Annotated in this window: 18 protein-coding genes; 11 read left to right on the top strand and 7 right to left on the bottom strand. The window is 52.5% G+C overall.

Translation table 11 applies throughout. The annotated features are described in order from the left end of the window. Window positions 1–28 precede the first annotated feature (28 nt). From murQ to V5G20_RS20305, 7 genes are all read left to right on the top strand, one after another. On the top strand, window positions 29–934 hold the full coding sequence (murQ, locus tag V5G20_RS20335) for an N-acetylmuramic acid 6-phosphate etherase (protein WP_003387852.1): 906 nt from the start codon (window positions 29–31) through the stop codon (window positions 932–934). A 439-nt stretch (window positions 935–1,373) separates the two neighbouring features. Next, the gene (locus V5G20_RS20330) at window positions 1,374–2,642 is read left to right on the top strand and encodes a cation:dicarboxylate symporter family transporter (protein WP_003387851.1); all 1,269 of its coding nucleotides are present in this window, start codon (window positions 1,374–1,376) and stop codon (window positions 2,640–2,642) included. Window positions 2,643–2,988: 346 nt separating this feature from the next. Further along, window positions 2,989–3,942 carry a Gfo/Idh/MocA family protein gene (locus V5G20_RS20325; RefSeq protein WP_024984415.1) on the top strand — a complete coding sequence of 318 codons (954 nt, stop codon included), beginning with the start codon at window positions 2,989–2,991 and terminating at the stop codon, window positions 3,940–3,942. 211 nt (window positions 3,943–4,153) lie between these two features. Beyond that, window positions 4,154–4,783 (top strand): NUDIX hydrolase, encoded by a 630-nt coding sequence (locus V5G20_RS20320; protein WP_024984414.1) that lies wholly within the window; start codon window positions 4,154–4,156, stop codon window positions 4,781–4,783. Window positions 4,784–5,001: 218 nt separating this feature from the next. After that, on the top strand, window positions 5,002–6,267 hold the full coding sequence (locus V5G20_RS20315; protein WP_238986202.1) for a GNAT family N-acetyltransferase: 1,266 nt from the start codon (window positions 5,002–5,004) through the stop codon (window positions 6,265–6,267). A 62-nt stretch (window positions 6,268–6,329) separates the two neighbouring features. Beyond that, window positions 6,330–6,503, top strand: a complete 174-nt coding sequence (locus V5G20_RS20310) for a hypothetical protein (RefSeq protein ID WP_155807990.1) — start codon at window positions 6,330–6,332, stop codon at window positions 6,501–6,503. A gap of 138 nt (window positions 6,504–6,641) precedes the next feature. Continuing rightward, on the top strand, window positions 6,642–7,106 hold the full coding sequence (locus V5G20_RS20305; protein WP_338461970.1) for a PilZ domain-containing protein: 465 nt from the start codon (window positions 6,642–6,644) through the stop codon (window positions 7,104–7,106). 55 nt (window positions 7,107–7,161) lie between these two features. On the opposite strand, the gene gerQ is transcribed toward V5G20_RS20305, so the two are convergent. From gerQ to V5G20_RS20290, 3 genes are all read right to left on the bottom strand, one after another. After that, a complete protein-coding gene (gerQ, locus tag V5G20_RS20300; RefSeq protein ID WP_003387846.1) occupies window positions 7,162–7,602 on the bottom strand; it encodes a spore coat protein GerQ in 441 nt (146 codons plus the stop codon). A 46-nt stretch (window positions 7,603–7,648) separates the two neighbouring features. Next, entirely contained in the window at window positions 7,649–8,071 is a 423-nt protein-coding gene (locus tag V5G20_RS20295; RefSeq protein ID WP_003387845.1) for a cell wall hydrolase, read from the bottom strand. A 188-nt stretch (window positions 8,072–8,259) separates the two neighbouring features. Continuing rightward, window positions 8,260–8,826, bottom strand: coding sequence for a YqaA family protein (locus tag V5G20_RS20290; RefSeq protein WP_003387844.1), 567 nt, complete (start codon window positions 8,824–8,826; stop codon window positions 8,260–8,262). 220 nt (window positions 8,827–9,046) lie between these two features. Here V5G20_RS20290 and V5G20_RS20285 point away from each other — a divergent pair, with 220 nt between their 5' ends. The 4 genes from V5G20_RS20285 to thrS all read left to right on the top strand — a co-directional run bounded on the left by V5G20_RS20285 (window position 9,047) and on the right by thrS (window position 13,642). After that, window positions 9,047–9,994 carry a spore coat protein gene (locus V5G20_RS20285; protein ID WP_024984412.1) on the top strand — a complete coding sequence of 316 codons (948 nt, stop codon included), beginning with the start codon at window positions 9,047–9,049 and terminating at the stop codon, window positions 9,992–9,994. A gap of 79 nt (window positions 9,995–10,073) precedes the next feature. After that, complete coding sequence (locus V5G20_RS20280) at window positions 10,074–10,292, top strand: hypothetical protein (protein ID WP_003387841.1); 219 nt, start codon at window positions 10,074–10,076, stop codon at window positions 10,290–10,292. 166 nt (window positions 10,293–10,458) lie between these two features. Further along, on the top strand, window positions 10,459–11,376 hold the full coding sequence (ytxC, locus tag V5G20_RS20275; protein ID WP_039071393.1) for a putative sporulation protein YtxC: 918 nt from the start codon (window positions 10,459–10,461) through the stop codon (window positions 11,374–11,376). A gap of 352 nt (window positions 11,377–11,728) precedes the next feature. After that, entirely contained in the window at window positions 11,729–13,642 is a 1,914-nt protein-coding gene (gene thrS, locus V5G20_RS20270) for a threonine--tRNA ligase (protein ID WP_003387837.1), read from the top strand. A gap of 221 nt (window positions 13,643–13,863) precedes the next feature. Here thrS and V5G20_RS20265 read toward each other — a convergent pair whose 3' ends face one another. Genes V5G20_RS20265 through V5G20_RS20250 form a run of 4 tightly spaced genes read right to left on the bottom strand, consistent with a single transcriptional unit; the run spans window position 13,864 to window position 17,259 of the window. Further along, on the bottom strand, window positions 13,864–14,898 hold the full coding sequence (locus tag V5G20_RS20265) for a ThiF family adenylyltransferase (protein WP_024984411.1): 1,035 nt from the start codon (window positions 14,896–14,898) through the stop codon (window positions 13,864–13,866). A 17-nt stretch (window positions 14,899–14,915) separates the two neighbouring features. Then, entirely contained in the window at window positions 14,916–15,656 is a 741-nt protein-coding gene (locus V5G20_RS20260; protein WP_003387834.1) for an ABC transporter ATP-binding protein, read from the bottom strand. A 4-nt stretch (window positions 15,657–15,660) separates the two neighbouring features. Continuing rightward, window positions 15,661–16,323 (bottom strand): ABC transporter permease, encoded by a 663-nt coding sequence (locus V5G20_RS20255; RefSeq protein ID WP_003387833.1) that lies wholly within the window; start codon window positions 16,321–16,323, stop codon window positions 15,661–15,663. Between the two features lie 12 nt (window positions 16,324–16,335). Next, entirely contained in the window at window positions 16,336–17,259 is a 924-nt protein-coding gene (locus V5G20_RS20250) for an extracellular solute-binding protein (RefSeq protein ID WP_122958172.1), read from the bottom strand. Window positions 17,260–17,262 lie beyond the last annotated feature (3 nt).

The following is a 17,262-nucleotide window of genomic DNA, read 5'->3' as shown; positions in this document are numbered from 1 at the left end:
ATAGGAGAGCAGGGGAGGAGCGAACGGGATGCTGGAGAACTTGAAAGAACTTGTGACAGAAGGAAAAAACGAAAGGACGAGGGACCTGGATCAACTGCCTGTGCGCGAAATTTTGCAGGTGATGAACGACGAGGACAAAAAGGTGCCCTACGCGGTTGAGGACGTCCTCGATCAAGTGGCGGACGCAGTTGAGATCATCGTCGATTCGCTGCAAAACGGGGGACGCCTGTTTTACTTTGGCGCCGGGACGAGCGGCCGTCTGGGCATCCTGGACGCGTCGGAGTGTCCGCCCACATTCGGTACGGACCCCGAGCTGATCCAGGGGGTTATCGCCGGAGGACCTTCGGCGATGATCAGGGCGGTAGAAGGAGCGGAAGACTCCGAGGAGCTCGGCGAGGAAGACATTCACAAATACAACGTGACAGGAAAAGATGTTGTTGTGGGCATAGCCGCCAGCGGCCGTACGCCTTATGTGATCGGAGCGCTCCGGGCAGCACAGACGATCGGAGCGAGGACGATTTCGCTGTCCTGCAATGAGACAGCGCTGATCGATGGCGGAGTCGATGTCTCCATCAATGTTGTTGTCGGGCCGGAGGTCGTAACCGGGTCTACCCGGCTCAAGGCAGGCTCAGCGCAAAAGCTGGTACTGAACATGCTGACGACAGCAACGATGATTCGGCTCGGGAAAGTATACGGCAACCTGATGGTCAACGTCCAGGCGACCAATCAAAAGCTGCGGGAGAGGGTCAAGCGAATCGTGATGGAGGTCACGGGTGTCACATACGAGGAAGCCGGACGGCTGGCCGAGTTGGCCAACGGAGACGCGAAAGCCGCCATTTTGATGAAGCTGACCGGATCGAACAGGGAAGAGGCGCTGCAGCTACTCGAACAGACCAATGGGAGAATTCGCGACGCCATCCGCCTGTACGGATAAGAGATGTAGTAGTCACCGTTGCCGAAAAATGTAACAGGAATGTGCTGTATACAATTGTTTTCGATAGATAGGAACCAAACCGGAGGGGAGACCGCTCCGGTTTTTTGCGTTTTCCAGGAAGAAGTTAGTTCAAAAATATTCAGTAGAGTTTAATCATAATGAAATTATAGAAAATAAATAAGAATACAAAAAACGCGGATTTTGTCAAAGTTATGCTATGATAACCTAGCGAAAAATATATAGATCAACCATGTAATTTTCAGTACCATCCAAAAGATACCAGAAAACAGTGTCGAAAGTGCAAAAAGGAATTTCTTTACATTGAGAAAAAAAACCCGTGTCTGCTACTATAATATTGTTACTTCGACAAATTTCGACAATTCCTTGTCGATTTTGTACTGATATATACACAATTACGAAAGGACAGCGAGGTGTCAGGATGAAACGATTCGGGTTAGCCATTCAAATTGTAATCGGTCTATTCCTTGGTATTCTGGTAGGTGCTATCTTTTACGGCAATCCTGCGGTGGCGAGCTACCTGCAGCCGATTGGCGACATCTTTATCCGGCTGATTAAAATGATCGTCGTTCCGATCGTCATCTCCACGTTGATCGTCGGGGTTGCTGGTGTGGGAGACATCAAAAAGCTGGGGAAGATCGGCGGAAAAACGATATTGTATTTTGAAATCGTTACCACGATTGCGATTATTGTCGGTCTTGTTGCAGCGAACCTGTTCCATCCCGGTGTCGGGGTTGACATGACGAATCTTGCCAAAACCGATATCCACCAATATGTGGAGACGGCTGAATCGACGCAAAGCCACAGCTTTGTTGATACCTTCGTCAATATCGTGCCGAAAAACGTATTCGAATCGATTGTCAAAGGCGATATGCTGGCGATTATCTTCTTCTCCGTCCTGTTTGGACTCGGGGTTGCCGCTGCCGGAGAAAAGGGTCAACCTGTTCTTCGATTCTTCCAGGGTGTGGCGGACGCCATGTTCTGGGTCGTCAACACAATCATGAAGTTCGCGCCGTTCGGTGTTTTCGCATTGATTGGCGTAACCGTTTCCAAATTCGGTCTGTCGTCCCTTGTTCCGCTCGGGAAGCTGGTCATTTTGGTACACCTGACGATGCTGTTCTTCATTGTGGTCGTTCTCGGTGTCATTGCACGCATGAGCGGGATTTCGATCTTTTCCATTATCAAGATCTTGAAGGACGAGCTTCTTCTGGCCTATTCTACGGCCAGTTCGGAGTCGGTGCTTCCGAAGATCATGGAAAAGATGGAGCGCCTTGGCTGTCCGAAAGCCATCACGTCATTCGTCATTCCGACGGGCTACTCGTTCAACCTGGACGGCTCCACGCTCTATCAGGCGCTGGCGGCTTTGTTTATCGCGCAGATGTATGGCATTCACATGCCGATCAGTGCGCAAATTACACTGATGCTGGTATTGATGGTCACCTCGAAGGGGATTGCGGGCGTGCCTGGAGTATCCTTCGTCGTGCTGCTTGCGACCCTTGGCTCTGTCGGCATTCCGCTTGAAGGTCTTGCCTTCATCGCGGGAATTGACCGTCTGCTGGACATGGCTCGCACAGTGGTCAACGTTGTCGGCAACTCTCTTGCCGCTGTCGTTATCTCCCGCTGGGAAGGGCAGTTTGACCAGGCAAAAGCAAAAGAATACATCCGTGAAGCCACATCCAAGGTGGCGTAAAACGGTCAAAGGGCCCCTCGCCGGAATCATCAGGCGAAAGGGCCCTTTTTTGTTGTATCATGAAGTGAGGACTACGCAGAAATTGACCGGAGAGAAGAGCAATTTTCGCGAAGCGCTCCAAAGGCCGCTAACGGTACGATAAAGACATTTGCCGGAGCACATCGGCAGGGAAGGCGGTCAAAGCGCATGACTGCGCAAACGAAGCTGTATTTTTTGTGTATGCGAAAAAAGCGAGAAATCCGAGTGCAGCAAACATGCAATAGGGAGGGTTGGAAATAACTGGCACATTGGAAGTCCCGCCTGCCTTGTGCCAGAGAACAAAAAGTCGGAAAAGAGGGATTTTTTTATGAAGGAACGCTACTCAGTTGGAATCATTGGTTCGGGAGTGATGGGGGAGCGTCTTATGCACGCAATGAATACCCATGAACGCTTCACGGTGGCGGCAGTTTGTGATGCCGCTTCGCAGCGTGCCCGAGAAGTGGCAGACCGCTTCGGCATCGCAGCTTGGCATACAGACCATCGGCTATTGCTCCGTGAAGCGGAGCTCGATCTTGTTTACATAGCAGTTCCACCTAAATTTCACCATCCGATTGGCTTGGACGTGCTTGCCGCAGGGAAGCATTTGCTGTGCGAAAAGCCCTTGGCGAACTCGGTTCAGGAAGGAAAAGAGATGCTGCGGGCGGCAACTGAGGCTGGTGTTATCCACGCCATGAATTTTCCGCTCTTCTATCGTCCGATTTTTTTCGAGCTGAAGCGGAGACTGGCGGAGATCGGAAGCGTGCGCAGGGTGGACATCGTCACTCATTTCCATCAGTGGCCGCGTCCTTGGCAGCAGACAGCATGGCTTTCCGGCCGGGAGCAGGGCGGCTTTGTCCGCGAAGTGCTGCCGCACTTTCTCCACCTGACCTATGCACTCTTGGGCCGCTGCGAAGTAGTTCGCTCTGATGTGGACTACCCGGAAAACCAGGAGCTATGTGAAACGGGTATTTCCGCGCTGCTTCGTCTCCCGGACGGAACGCCCGTCACGATTAATGGCCTCGCAGGCATCGCTCATGAGGAGCATTTGGCTTATACGGTCTACGGTACAAAAGGGACGCTGTCTGTGAAAAACTGGAGCACGCTGCTGGCAGGGGGGATGGGCCAGCCGCTGGAAGAAGTCCAGGTGCCGGATCAGGATCGCATGCACCTGCTGCTCGATGAGCTGGCGAATGCGCTGGATGGAAAAGAGGCGAGACTGATCGGCTTTGATACCGGACTCGTGGTCCAGGAAGCCTTGGAGGCCTTGCATGGAAAAGAATAAACCGCTCTATATGCGTGTTCCGGCCCGATAGATTGTCAGCCAGAGGCACATCACGCAGGATGAAAATGTCAAGTCCGAACGGATCGAAGCCCGGGCCGCGCAGTAGTTGAGAACGTCGGAGCGATGACACAGATTTGCATTTGCAGCCGGTTTTGGGAAGCTTGCCGGGATTGCAACGCAGGAAGCAAATTGTTCGATTGAGGTGAACAAAGTGAAGGAAGAAACGCTGGATATTTTTGACGAGAAAGGGCAATGGATCGGTACGGAAGCGCGCAGTGAAGTGCATCGGCTCGGACTGTGGCATCAGACGTTTCACTGTTGGATATACCGCCGGGAGAAAGAGCGGGTCTACCTGCTATTTCAAAAACGCCATCCTCAGAAGGACACCTCGCCAAACAAGCTGGATATCACTTCGGCGGGCCATCTGCTTGCCGGTGAAGGGCCGAGGGACGGCGTGCGTGAGCTGGAGGAAGAGCTGGGACTGGCTGTCTCGTATGAGAGCTTGCAGCATATTGGAGTCATACGGGATGTTTCCGGTGAGCCGGGCATTGTCGACAGGGAGATTTGCCACGTGTACGGATATGAATCCGACCAGCCCTTGGAAGCGTACCAGATCCAGCAGGAGGAGCTGACCGGCTTGCTCTGGATTCGGCTTGATGAGCTGATGAGATTGTTGAACGGCGAGATTTCTTCGGTTCGAGCGAGCGGATTCGTCTGCGACGAAGACGGAAGCGTCTCTGGAGTAAGCCAAGAGGTGGGGATGGCAGACCTGGTCGCTCATGAGAAAAGCTACTATCAGACAGTGTTCAAGGCGATCAGAAAACTGGCCGACACATCATAAAAACAGGCTGCACGGCAACATGAAGGGGCCCCGGTTTGTCTACCGGGATGCCCTTTTATCCATTCGGCTGCTCCAATAGCGAGCATTGTGAGAGTGGCAGCGGTTCGAGAGCGGGCGATACAAAGCCCGATTGTCTCTTTTTTCTTGCCAGAAGATGGAAGCATTCAGTAAAATATTTTTTATCAGATGTATCGCAACTGAAAAAAGGGAAGCGGGGGATGATGCCGGTGGAAGAAATCCGCGTATTGAAGCCTTCCGAAGCGGAGGGATTCGTCAGAATAGTCGGAATGGCATATCCGAGACAGGAAATGCAAGTGCCGGATATGAAGGAACGCTGGATCAATCGGATTCGCGAAAGCATGCAGGAGGATCCGGGGGTTTCTTTTGTCGGCTGTTTTCGCGACAACCGGATGGTCGGTGTGATGAAATGGTTCGATTTTCACATGAATGTTCATGGAAAACGGCTGCTCACCGGAGGGATCGGTACCGTTGCTGTTGACCTGCTGCACAAAAAGGAGAAAATAGCCAAATCGATGCTGCTCCATTTTTTGCGGGCATACCGTGATCGTGGCGTCAGTCTCGTCTCCCTTTATCCGTTCCGAGTCGATTTTTACAAACAGATGGGCTTCGGAGCCGGAACCAAAATGAATGAATACCGGGTTTCTCCTCTGGACCTGCCTGCCGGGAGCAAGCAGGACGTCATTGCTCTGTCCAAGGAGGACCGCGCTGATATCCTGGGGAGCTACAACCGCTATGCCGCGAAAACCCACGGGATGATCGAAAAGACGGCACGCGAGCTGGATGCCTTTCTGGATCGGCCGGAGCATATCGCCTTTGGCTGCCGAAAGGATGGACAGCTAAGCGGCTATCTGGTCCTGCAGTTTAAACAGGTCAGACAGGAAAATGCCAGCATCCACGATTTGCACGTCAAGGAGTTTATCTGTGAAACGCCGGAGGCCATGCGTGGACTTCTCGCCTTTTTGCGCAGCCAAGCCGACCAGGTCAGGCGCTGCATCTTTTATACCCAGGAAGAAGATTTTCACTTTCTGCTCGCCGATCCGGGAAACGGCTCTGACCGTCTGATCCCCTTCTACTATCATGAAAGCCATGCGTCCGGTGTCGGGCTGATGTATCGAATGATTGATGTAGCGGGTTATTTTCGTCAAATGGCGGATCACCGTATGGGAAGGGAAAGCTGCACGCTTACCTTTCATATTCGCGACAGCTTTCTGCCGGATAATGAAAAGAGTTATACCATCTGCTTTCGCGACGGGTTGCCCGGGCTACTTCCGGAAACGCCCGCACAAGCCGACGCGGAAGTATCACTCGATATCTCCGATTTTTCTTCGCTTGTCATGGGGGCAGTCCGCTTTCACAGCTTATACCAGTACGGGCTGGCCCATTTGTCGCGGCCCGAATACGTAGAGGTGATAGACCGGTTGTTTGCCGTCCCTTGCAAGCCACGCTGTACGACCGGTTTTTAGGTCGAATCAATTCTACCTTCTCTTCATATAGTGGCAGTAAAAGGGGAGGGGGTAGGTATTCCGTGTGGGGAGCTGTTCTCATATTTTTCATCTTCATGGTCTTGGTCTGGTGGGTGGTAGACCTCCTGTTCCGCTTTATGCGCAAAGACACGATCAAGTTTGATCAAAATCATTTATGGGAAAATTCTCCCATTACCAAGAAGGAAATGAACTACCCGGAGCAGAAAAAAGAATAAGGAAGGTTTTGCGGAAAATATCATAAGCGCCGTGTTCGCGGCGTTTTTTTCCATTTTTGCGTTTATTTCGCCAAAGTCACTCGCTAAACGGTGATCCCAAAGAAACAGGACCATATTCCTTAACATGAGGTGAAAACGGTGAATGGCGTCATCAATTGGCAACGAAGAGACTACTTTCGACTGCAGCTGGTTCCCCCGCTCTGTTCGCGCATGACAATCGTCATGGTAAAAGGAAAGACGATGAAGGTGGGGAGCGCAGATGTTTTGATCGAAGACATAGGAGGTGGCGGCCTTCGCTTTCTCTCTGATTTGAAATTGCCGGTAAATGATCAGTTGGTGCTTGAATTTGAAACAGAGGTATTTTCTCGGCAATTGAAAATGTACGGACATGTCGTTCGCAACAGCAATTGGAATGAAACGATCTATGAATACGCTGTCAAATTTACGATGGACGAGTGGGCCCACGCCGAGATCAATCGCATGGTCAATCTGCTGGCGATTCGCATGAGGCAAAAAAGCTCTTTGCCGAGCGGCTTGTTTTGGCAGGATGAGAAGCAAGCGTATTTTGCCAAAGCCGATTCAAGCGATCCGCAGGTTGTGTAATCCGTATATCTGAACAGACAAAAACCCCATCTGCAAGCGATGAGGTTTTTTGTTTTTAGCGGATACCTGAAGGCAGTGCCGGAGGAATGTAGTTCAAATGCTCGTCTGCGGTGATATAGTCAGTGTTTACCATCAGCAGCAGAAACCGTTTTCCCGATTCCGGGTCGCTGAGGATAATGTGATCTCTCCCTGCCGTTTCCAGAACACCGCGGAAAATTTTCGCATTCCACTGGGTATTGTTCTCAAAGGTTTGGTAAACCGTAATCACCTTTCCGCGGTTCAGGCGAAGGATGTTCTCAATGTAGGATTCTTCAACGACCTGACCGGGAGCCAGAGGCGTTCCGGGAATCAGACTTCCGCTTGGCTGCATGGGGACAGCTTGCTGTTGTCCCGGTTGAACCGGCTGCTGGCCCATCTGGTACGGAAAGGATGAAGAAGGATACATGTCCGTATAGGGGTAGGTGACATAAGGATTGTAAGGCATTTGTTGACTCATGATGAACTCTCTCCTTTTCTGGACTTGCAAGCACCATCAAGTACAATCAGAAAACACGGGGGCAATCCCTGGGGGAAGGGACGAAGAAGCAGTGGGCCTTGTAACGTCCCGAATTTCGCTGGTTATACCATTGCGCCGGACAGTTGCCGCTGGGTCGAAAAAACCACAATGCGTTTGAGGCGGGATGCGTGCGCTCTCCATTTACGACTCGTCTTGCCAGGCGGCGCTCCTTATCCCTGGCGCGCTGATAGAAGTAAGGTTTTTGTACAGCTTCATAACCTCCCGGTGACTGAAACACCATGTCCCGCATCGTTCGTATATTTCTAAAATCAAGACAATTGGCAAGAATGCGGTTCACGCCGACGTTTCCGACCATCAGCATGCCCAGTTCCCCTTCTCCCTCGGCTTCGGCACGGATCAGACGAGCCAACATGTCGACATCTCTGGAGTTTACCTTGATTACGGCCATCGCTTCACCTCCTCCAAAAAACTCACAATTACAATATATGGGGAGGTACATATTAGGTGAATGTCCATGAAATATTGCGAAAGAGACGAGGTATTTGGGGCCGCAAACAAAAAAACGCGTCCAGGAAGAGGGACAGCGCACTTTCCGGAGCGTTTTTGGTTCAAAGGCAAACACTTTTCAGCAGACAATCAAGCGGTTTTTTTTCTGCGTTTATTCCATACCAGCCAGGCGATAGCGACAACCGCACCGATGCCCAGCACGGCAATTTCCAGGTATTCGTCGAGCAATACTTTGGCGTGTTTTCCATAGAGGTGAAACAATATTCCGATGAGATAAAATTTGATACCCCGACCGAGAATGGCAAACAGCATAAGCTTCGTCAGCGAATAGTTAAAGACGCCGCTTAAAATGGTGAACACCTTGAAAGGGATGGGAGTAAAGGAACCAATCAATACGGCGGCATCTCCGTTTTTGTCGAACTGTTCGGTAGCCAGCTTTGTCCACTTTTCCGGCAGGATCTTTCTCAAGATCGGTTTGCCGAGCCACTTGCCCAGTATGTATCCGATCGGAGCGCCAAGGATAGAGCCGGTAAACGCGACCGTGGCATAGCGCAGGGCAGCGGCTGGATCGATCAGGCTCATCGCGATCTGCAAGAAAAAGGGAGGGACGGGTACGATAAACGAGTCCAAAAAAGAAAGTCCAAATAGCCCCCAGACTCCATATTGCATGAAAACTTGTGTAATTTGTTCAAACATGAGCGTCTCCTCAAGTCCTTGATTATCGTTTCATTATACAGGAAACGAAATCGTTTCTGTAGTTCTATATATGTCTTGTACAAAGGTATATGTCTCGTATTACGTTGGTCGGCGAAAAGAGTTACAGAAAAACATGGAAAATGCAGAAAGAAACTTGCTTCTATTTGCCAACAGAAAAGGACATACTGTTAGGGATTTGTGAAAAGGAGGAATTGGTCACATGCAACCTCACGCGTACGGAGCACATGAAGTGATGGAGCTGCACGAAGTTTTGAATGAGGCGGTCAATGCGATCAATACGGCCCAGCTGTATGCTCCTTATGTTCGCGACCCTGAACTGAGTCACCTGCTTGGCCATCAGCTGCAATTCATGCAAAATGAGTACAACAGCATGGTCCATACCGTCCACGGGCTGGGTGCGGGAGAGGCGCTGCCATACCGTCCTGCTTCAGCGATAGCGGCGGCACATGCAGTCATGGGCACGATGCAGTCCGGTCAAATGCCGCAAATGTACCCGCAAACGTATCCGCAAACACAACAGCCGAATGTTCATCCCAATCAGATGGACGATCGGGATGTTTCTTCGGCAATGCTGGGCCTGCACAAGTCAGGGGCAACATGCAAAATGGCGGCAGCGCTTGAGGCTGCCCATCCACAGCTCCGAAACATGCTGCTGCAGAGTGCTGTCAACTGCGCCAACCAGGCTTACGAGATGTGGGGCTATATGCAGCGAAAGGGATACTATCCATTCCTGACGATGCAGCCGACCGCCAATGCGCAATTGCTGCGCGGCTACCAACCGGCGTCCGAAGGGAGCCAGGGAGCGGGGCAGCAAATGACACCGCCTCCCGCGGCCATGCCTTCGCCTCAAAACGGGACGGTGATTACGAACGCGGTTGAGCCCGAGGGCCCTGCTTCGCAGCAGACCTCCGCCATCTCAGGCGTGTCCTACCCGAGCCCAACACTGCAGCGGCCAGCGAATGCAAGCCAAATTTTTTCCTCTCCCACGTACAGACAGGAGCATTACGGAGTGAGCGAGGAGACGCAGGTCGCGGCTGATGCCGAGGGAACTTTGACAGCGGAAGCCTACAGCAGTCTGTCTCAGCCGACCGACAACAGACAGGGGCGAAGCAGAAAAAAAGGAGCTTCAGATTCGACAATTGGGTAAAAAGTCTCTAGGAATTGTTGACGTTGGGAAAGATTGTCTACTACTATAAGGGTACAGACCATACAACGGGAGGTACCCAATGAAAACACTGGGATCGGGGAAAGTCATCTTTTTTGCACCAAATGGAACCACTCTTGAATTTAAGGGAGAAATCGACATACGAGGCGATCGTTTGGCCATTACGGAAATTATCTACTTCAACGGAAAGCCCAACGGAGCACGCGAGATGAACGTTCCCTTGGAGCAATCGGTTATTTATTGGGACCCTGAAGTGTATGAGGAGATCGGCTTTGAATAATTATTCGCAGCGCAACCCTGCCAAGAGGTAGGGTTGTTTTTTCTTGCTTTGAAAAGCGACCGCTGTCTTCGATGTGCAACCTTCCCTCTGTTTCCATCCGTTTAAAAGTATATCGCCTCAAGCAGGACATATACTGTAACTACATTGCGGATTGGGGAGATGGACGATGCAAACGTACGCCTTATATTTTGAAAATGTCCCTGCGCATTGTGATGCTTTTCGCTCGATCATCGATGAGATGAAGGAGCGGGTCAACACCGATCCGGTGCGCATTACATATGAAGAACGCGATCAGGGCGATTTCAGGATGTTTCGCTTTCAAAGCTGGTGTATGGAAGAATACGATGCGGAGACGATAGAATGGGCACGTGCATTTATCTCGCTGGCTGTAGCCGAGTGGGTCATTCGGGTCAAGGAACCGGAGGTCATGGAGGAAATAGCCGGCGACCTGATCGAGTCCGAGCAGCTTGAAGATGAGTGGCCTTACGTTATTCCGTTCGTCCAGCGGCTTTTTGCAGAAGGGGAAGAAGAAGCCGATCTTCTGCAAGCGACTACCCGGAAAGCAAGGATATACCGGAAAGTGCGGGACTACCTGGAGGACGAGCGCGAATTGAACGTACTCGGGTTTGTCCGCTTCCGTCTGCAGGAGCATTGGAATGAGTTGTTTGAGCTGATCGAAACCGGCCTTGACGATTATCTCGAAGACAGGCAGTATCAGGAGTTCGTTGACCTGCTGCGCTTTTTTATCGCCGATCAGGAAGCCAAGCAGGAAGTCGTTCACGTTGTTCCTAGTGTGGACAAACCTTTCCATCTCTATGATAAACACGGAGACCGAATCTGGCTGGACCATCTGGACGCCGTCATGTTTACGGATGAACAGAAATGCCGGGAAGAGGATTATCTGGTGAGCGCTCTGGTAGCGATTGCGCCGGAACGTATCGTTTTTCACATGGCGCAGGACAGGCCCGCATTGACACAGACCGTTCGCAGCATTTTTGAAAACCGGCTGATCACCTGCCATTCGTGTTCCCTGTGTCTGTCCGGCAGACGTGTACTTGACGTAAACAAACCAACTCCTTTATAATACGAAAAACAACCTAACACGGAAAATACAATGAGAAGGACATGGACGATACCCATGTTGCTCCAGAGAGGCGGGACACAGGCTGGAAGCCCGCTGCGTACACGTATCGATCTACCCCCTTCGAGTAGCCGCCGGGAAAGAGCTTCTTGCTCACAGTATCGGCGAGCCGGTTCAAACCGTTACGTTTTCGAGAGGTCTGGAATCGACCTGCTTTTGACCCGTTTATGGGCAGGGCATGTCTACAGGCCAGTAGGGTGGTACCGCGGGTTACAAGCACTCGTCCCTTCAGGGATGAGTGCTTTTTTATTTTCCCTAAACAAAGCAAATACGATGGAGAAAGGAAGTATGGATCGTGGCACAAATCAACGTTACATTCCCTGACGGCGCCGTTCGTCCGTATGACGCAGGCGTCACTGTCGAAGAGATCGCCGGTTCGATCAGCTCCAGTCTGAAGAAAAAGGCGGTTGCCGGTAAAGTAAACGGCAAGGTAGTCGATCTTTACACACCGATCGAGGAGGATGCGGCCGTTGAGATCGTTACGCTTGATTCCGCGGATGGTGTGGAAGTGTATCGTCACAGCACGGCCCACTTGCTCGCTCAGGCGATTAAACGCCTGTACGGGAAAGAGGTAAAGCTGGGCATCGGTCCGGTGATCGAAGACGGATTTTATTACGACATGGATATCCCGGTGGCACTCACCCCGGATGATCTGCCAAAAATCGAGGCGGAAATGGAAAAGATCATCAAGGAAGACTTGCCGATCCGCCGCAAAGAAGTAAGCCGTGACGAAGCAGTCGCGATCTTCAAGGAAATTAACGATCACCTGAAGCTGGAGTTGATTCGCGACCTTCCGGAAGATGCCACTATCACCATCTACGAGCAGGGTGAATTCTTCGACCTGTGCCGCGGACCGCACTTGCCGTCCACCGGTTTCATCAAAGCATTCAAGCTGATGAGTGTGGCTGGGGCGTACTGGCGCGGAAATTCGGATAACCAGGTTCTCCAGCGCGTATACGGCACGGCTTGGCCGAAGAAGGCGGAGCTGGATGAATATCTGCACTTTATCGAAGAAGCGAAAAAACGCGACCACCGCAAGCTGGGCAAGGAATTGGAGCTGTTCATGTTTTCCGAAGAAGCGCCAGGCATGCCGTTTTATCTGCCGAACGGCTTCACTGTCCGCAACGAGCTGGAGCAATTCTCCCGCCGCATGCAGCAGCTGGCCCACTACACGGAAGTGCGCTCTCCGTTTATTATGAACCAGCGCCTCTGGCTGCAGTCGGGCCACTGGGATCATTACCACGAGAATATGTACTTCTCCGAGGTAGACAATACCACTTATGCATTGAAGCCGATGAACTGTCCCGGCCACATGCTGATCTATAAAAACAAAATGCACTCCTACCGCGATCTGCCGATTCGCTACTCCGAATTCGGTCAGGTGCACCGCCACGAGTATTCCGGCGCACTGAACGGGATGCTTCGGGTACGGACCTTCTGTCAGGACGATGCCCACGTATTTGTTCGTCCGGACCAGATCGAGGGAGAGATCAAGAGCATGATCCGTTTGATCGACTCGATCTACAAAGTGTTCGGATTTGAGTACAGCGTAGCTCTTTCCACTCGTCCTGAGGATTCGATGGGTTCCGATGAGCTGTGGGAGATTGCCGAAACATCCTTGAGAAACGTGTTGGAAGAAGCGGGATTGCCGTACGAAATCAAGGAAGGAGACGGTGCGTTCTACGGACCGAAGATCGACTTCCAGATTACGGACGCGCTGAAACGCCGCCATCAGTGCGGTACGATCCAGCTCGACTTCCAAATGCCTGAGAAGTTTGACCTGTCATATGTCGGCCAAGACAACGAGAAGCATCGTCCGGTCGTATTGCACCGCGCCATGTACGGTTCGATGGAGCGCTTTATCGGTATCCTGATCGAGCACTATGCTGGCGCATTCCCGGTCTGGCTCGCTCCGGTTCAGGTTCGCCTGATGACGATCAATGAAGTGCATGTGGAATACGCGCAAAAGGTCAAGGAAAAAATGGAGCAAGCCGGCATTCGCGTGGAGCTTGATGCCCGCAATGAAAAAATCGGGTACAAAATCCGCGAGGCACAGGTGCAAAAAGTGCCTTACATGCTGGTTATCGGTGAAAACGAAGTCGCTCAAGGGACGCTGTCCGTCCGCAAGCGCGGCGTAGGCGACGAGGGCGGCATGAGCGTAGATGCCTTCCTCGACAAGATTAAAGCCGAGATTAGCGAAATGAAGTAAACCTGACAGACCGCTTGGGTCAGTACAGGGGAGAAACAAACAAGCTGTCCGTTTGAAATCGGAAATGAAAAAGGTGCTGTCCGCAAGAGCCGGGACAGCACCTTTTTTCATAAAGCGAACCCGGGACTGCAAACTCGGGATAGCGAACTCGGGCGACGAGCGATCCGGACCCCCTCTTGGAATGATCTGCAGACCAGGGCTTTTTTGCTCCCGACTGTCCGTTAATGTCCTACGTACTTGGCGTACAGTCTCCGGGCAGCTGCGATGTCATCTGTACCCTGGATGAGCACGCGTCCGTCCTGGAAAAAGACGAGCGTGCAGCCTTCCACATGAAAGCGGAGCAGAAACGGATTGGCTTCGACTCGTCCGAGGACGCGAAAGCGCTCGGCCATTCGGTCGAGATTGACAGAGAGGGGGCGCTGCGGGCTGATTTGGACCGTATCTCTGCCGCACAGCGCGGCAAACTCCTCAGCCCCTTCTTGCCACTCGAGACTGCTGAAGCTTCGCCCGACACAGGCGGGGCATGCAGGATTTCGGCCATTTGCGACATTCATCTGCATGAAGTCGTTTTCCCAGATGTCTAGCTGTTCCAGATGGGGATTCAGCATGTCATCCGCTCCGATGAGCAGTTTGAGCGCTTCCGTCGCCTGGTAGGATGCGACAATGTGAACAATAGGGCCGATCACGCCGACTGTATCGCATGTTTCTCCCCGTCCTGCGGGAGCGGTAGGAAATAGACAGCGAAAGCAGGGAGTGATGCCGGGGCGGATAACAGAGAACATTCCGCGCGCGCTTACAACGCCGCCGTAAACCCAGGGAATCGAATGCTTTACGGCTACGTCGTTGATCAGATAACGAATCTGAAAGTTATCTGTCCCGTCGAGAATGACATCCACATCGGAGAGCAGGGCTTCCGCATTGACCGGGCTGATGTCTGCGACGATTCCTTCGACAGCAATGTCAGCGTTGATGCGCCTCAGCTTGGCAGTTGCGGCGACCGCTTTTGGCAGATGCTGCCTGGCATCCGCTTCATCGTAGAGCATTTGCCGCTGGAGGTTGCTTTCCTCCACAAAATCCCTGTCGATCAGCCGCAGGTATCCGACGCCGGCTCTCGCCAAGTGATTGGCGAGGACGGTTCCCAGTGCTCCCATCCCGACGACTGCCGCTTTTTTCTGTTGCAGCATATTTTGTCCCGCACTGCCGATCGGGGCAAACAGCATCTGTCTGGAATAGCGCTGCATCCAATCCGGATTCATTATCCAGGCCCCCTTTTTTAGTAAATCATCCGGCCGCAGAGGAAGTCCTGCAGCTCGGGACTTTTCGGCCGGGTAAAAAACGCCTCCGTACTTCCGTTTTCAACGATCCGTCCCTTGTGGATAAACAAGCATTCGTCGGTCAACCGCCTTGCCTGCTGCAAATTGTGAGTCACGATCAGGATCGTGATGTCCCGCGTCTGTTGGATCGCTTTCAGCACTCGCTCGAAAATGGCGATGTGATAAGGGTCGAGGTTTGCAGTCGGTTCATCGAGAAAGAGCAGATCAGGCTGGTATACCAGCACCCTTGCCAGGGCGATCCGCTGCGCCTCTCCGCCCGATAGGGTATGCGCACGCTGCTTGGCCGTATGCCCCAGCTCGACCAGTTCCAGCGCTTCCGTGACGAGCGAACGGATCGCCGTCCGATCTGTTCCGCGATAACGCAGCCCCAGTGCTACATTGTCAAAGACGGTGGAGTCAAACATGGTTGGCTTTTGCGGGACGTAACCGATCCGCCGCTGCAGTGGCAAGCCTTTTGCGTGGGTGAGCGAAGAAAGGTCAACAACCGTGCCAAACACATCCATCCTGCCTGCAGCCGGCTGCTCCAACAGCGTCATCGCACGCAGCAAGGTGCTTTTGCCCGAACCGCTGGGACCGACGATGCCGTAGATTTTCCTATGTTCAAATACGGCTTTGTCTACACGCAATACGGTCTTTCCTCTGTAGGCGACTTCCAGGTCGCTGAGCTTGAGCTTGTTCATCCTGTCATCTCCGCCCGGTTTTTAATTGGTTCAGCACGCCGATAACCAAGAAGCTGTTGAACAAAAAGCTGATCAGCAAAAGGACCAATCCCATTTGCAGTCCTGCCGTGAAGTTGCCCATTCTCGTTTCGAGTATGATCGCTGTGGTCATAACCCGTGTATGGTGCTCGATATTACCGCCCACGAGCATGACGGCGCCAACTTCGGAAATCGCTCTGCCGTATGCGGCTGCTACGCCAGCCCAGATGCCTTTGCGCGCTTCCTTGACGATGGTAAAGACGAGCTGCAGAGGGCTGGCACCGAGACTTTTCGCGGTTTCCCAATAGGCCCTCTCCTTTGCCTGGACGGCAGACAGGCTTAATCCAGCCAGGATCGGAGTGACCAAGACGACCTGGGCAAGCATCATCGCCTCCGGAGTGAACAAAAGGCCGAGCGAACCGAGCGGCCCGTATCGGGAGAGCAATAAATAGACGATGACCCCGACCAACACCGGGGGAAGACCCATACAAGTGTAAATCAATACGATAACCAGCCGTTTTCCCGGGAAAGAATAAAGACCGAGACAGGCGCCGAGCGGAATGCCGATCAAAGAGCCGAGCAATATTGCAGTCGTTGTCACTTTGAGGGAGAGCCAGACAACCTCCCATACTTCAGGGGTCATGAGCATGAAGCAGAGCCCCTATCGTTTCTTGGCAGAAGGGACGAACAGCCCTTTTCCGTATTTGTCTTTCCCGAACTCGCCGATTATTTTTTGCCCCTCCTCGCCGGTGAAAAACTGGATAAATTGCATCGCTTCATCCGGTTTGGAAGTCGATTTTACTTTGATAATGCCGTATGGATTCAGCAAAGACTGATCTCCCTGCATGACGACCTGCAAATTCAGCTTGCGGGAGAGATAGGTGGCCTCATCTGTGAGCGTGTAGGCATTTTTCTCATCCGCCATTTGCAGGGTTGCCCCCATTCCTTGACCAGAGGAGAGGTACCAGTCGCCCTCGGGAGTGAGCTTCGCTTCCTTCCAGATGCTTTTCTCCTTCTTGTCCGTTCCCGAATCATCACCGCGAGAGATGAATGGAGCCTTCTTTTCCGCGATGAGGGCAAACGCTTCTGCTGCGGTTTTCGCTGTTTTTGCGCCGGCCGGATCATCAGCGGGACCTACGATGTAGAACTGGTTGTACATGACGTCATAGGCGTCTGTTCCGAATCCTTTGGATACGAATTCGTCCTCCGCCTTTCGGGAGTGCACGAGGAGCACGTCGGCATTGCCGTCCTCGCCCAGCTTGATCGCCTGTCCGGTTCCGACGGCGACGACCTTTACCTTGATGCCGCTCTTTTGCTCAAAGGCGGGCAGCATCACATCCAACAGGCCGGAATCTTGCGTGCTGGTCGTCGTGGCCAAAACGATCTCCTTGGCGGACGATTCCGACGGCTTCGATTCGGGAGCTGCCGGTTGCCGCGGCTCCGCAGCGGTGGCCTGCTGCTGATTTCCTGCCGGAGGCTGCTGCGAGCTTTGCGTTGCTGCCGATGGCTCCTGCGAGCAGGCGGCGAGAAGCAAAGAAAGAACGGCAGCGAAGAAAGAGACATAAAGACGCTTCAATCTAATCATCTC

The sequence above is a fragment of the Brevibacillus borstelensis genome (assembly GCF_036700025.1).
In the GTDB taxonomy this organism is placed as follows: Bacteria; Bacillota; Bacilli; order Brevibacillales; family Brevibacillaceae; genus Brevibacillus; species Brevibacillus borstelensis.
Note: the sequence above shows the minus strand (reverse complement) of the source record. Positions and strands in the feature narration are given on the sequence as shown.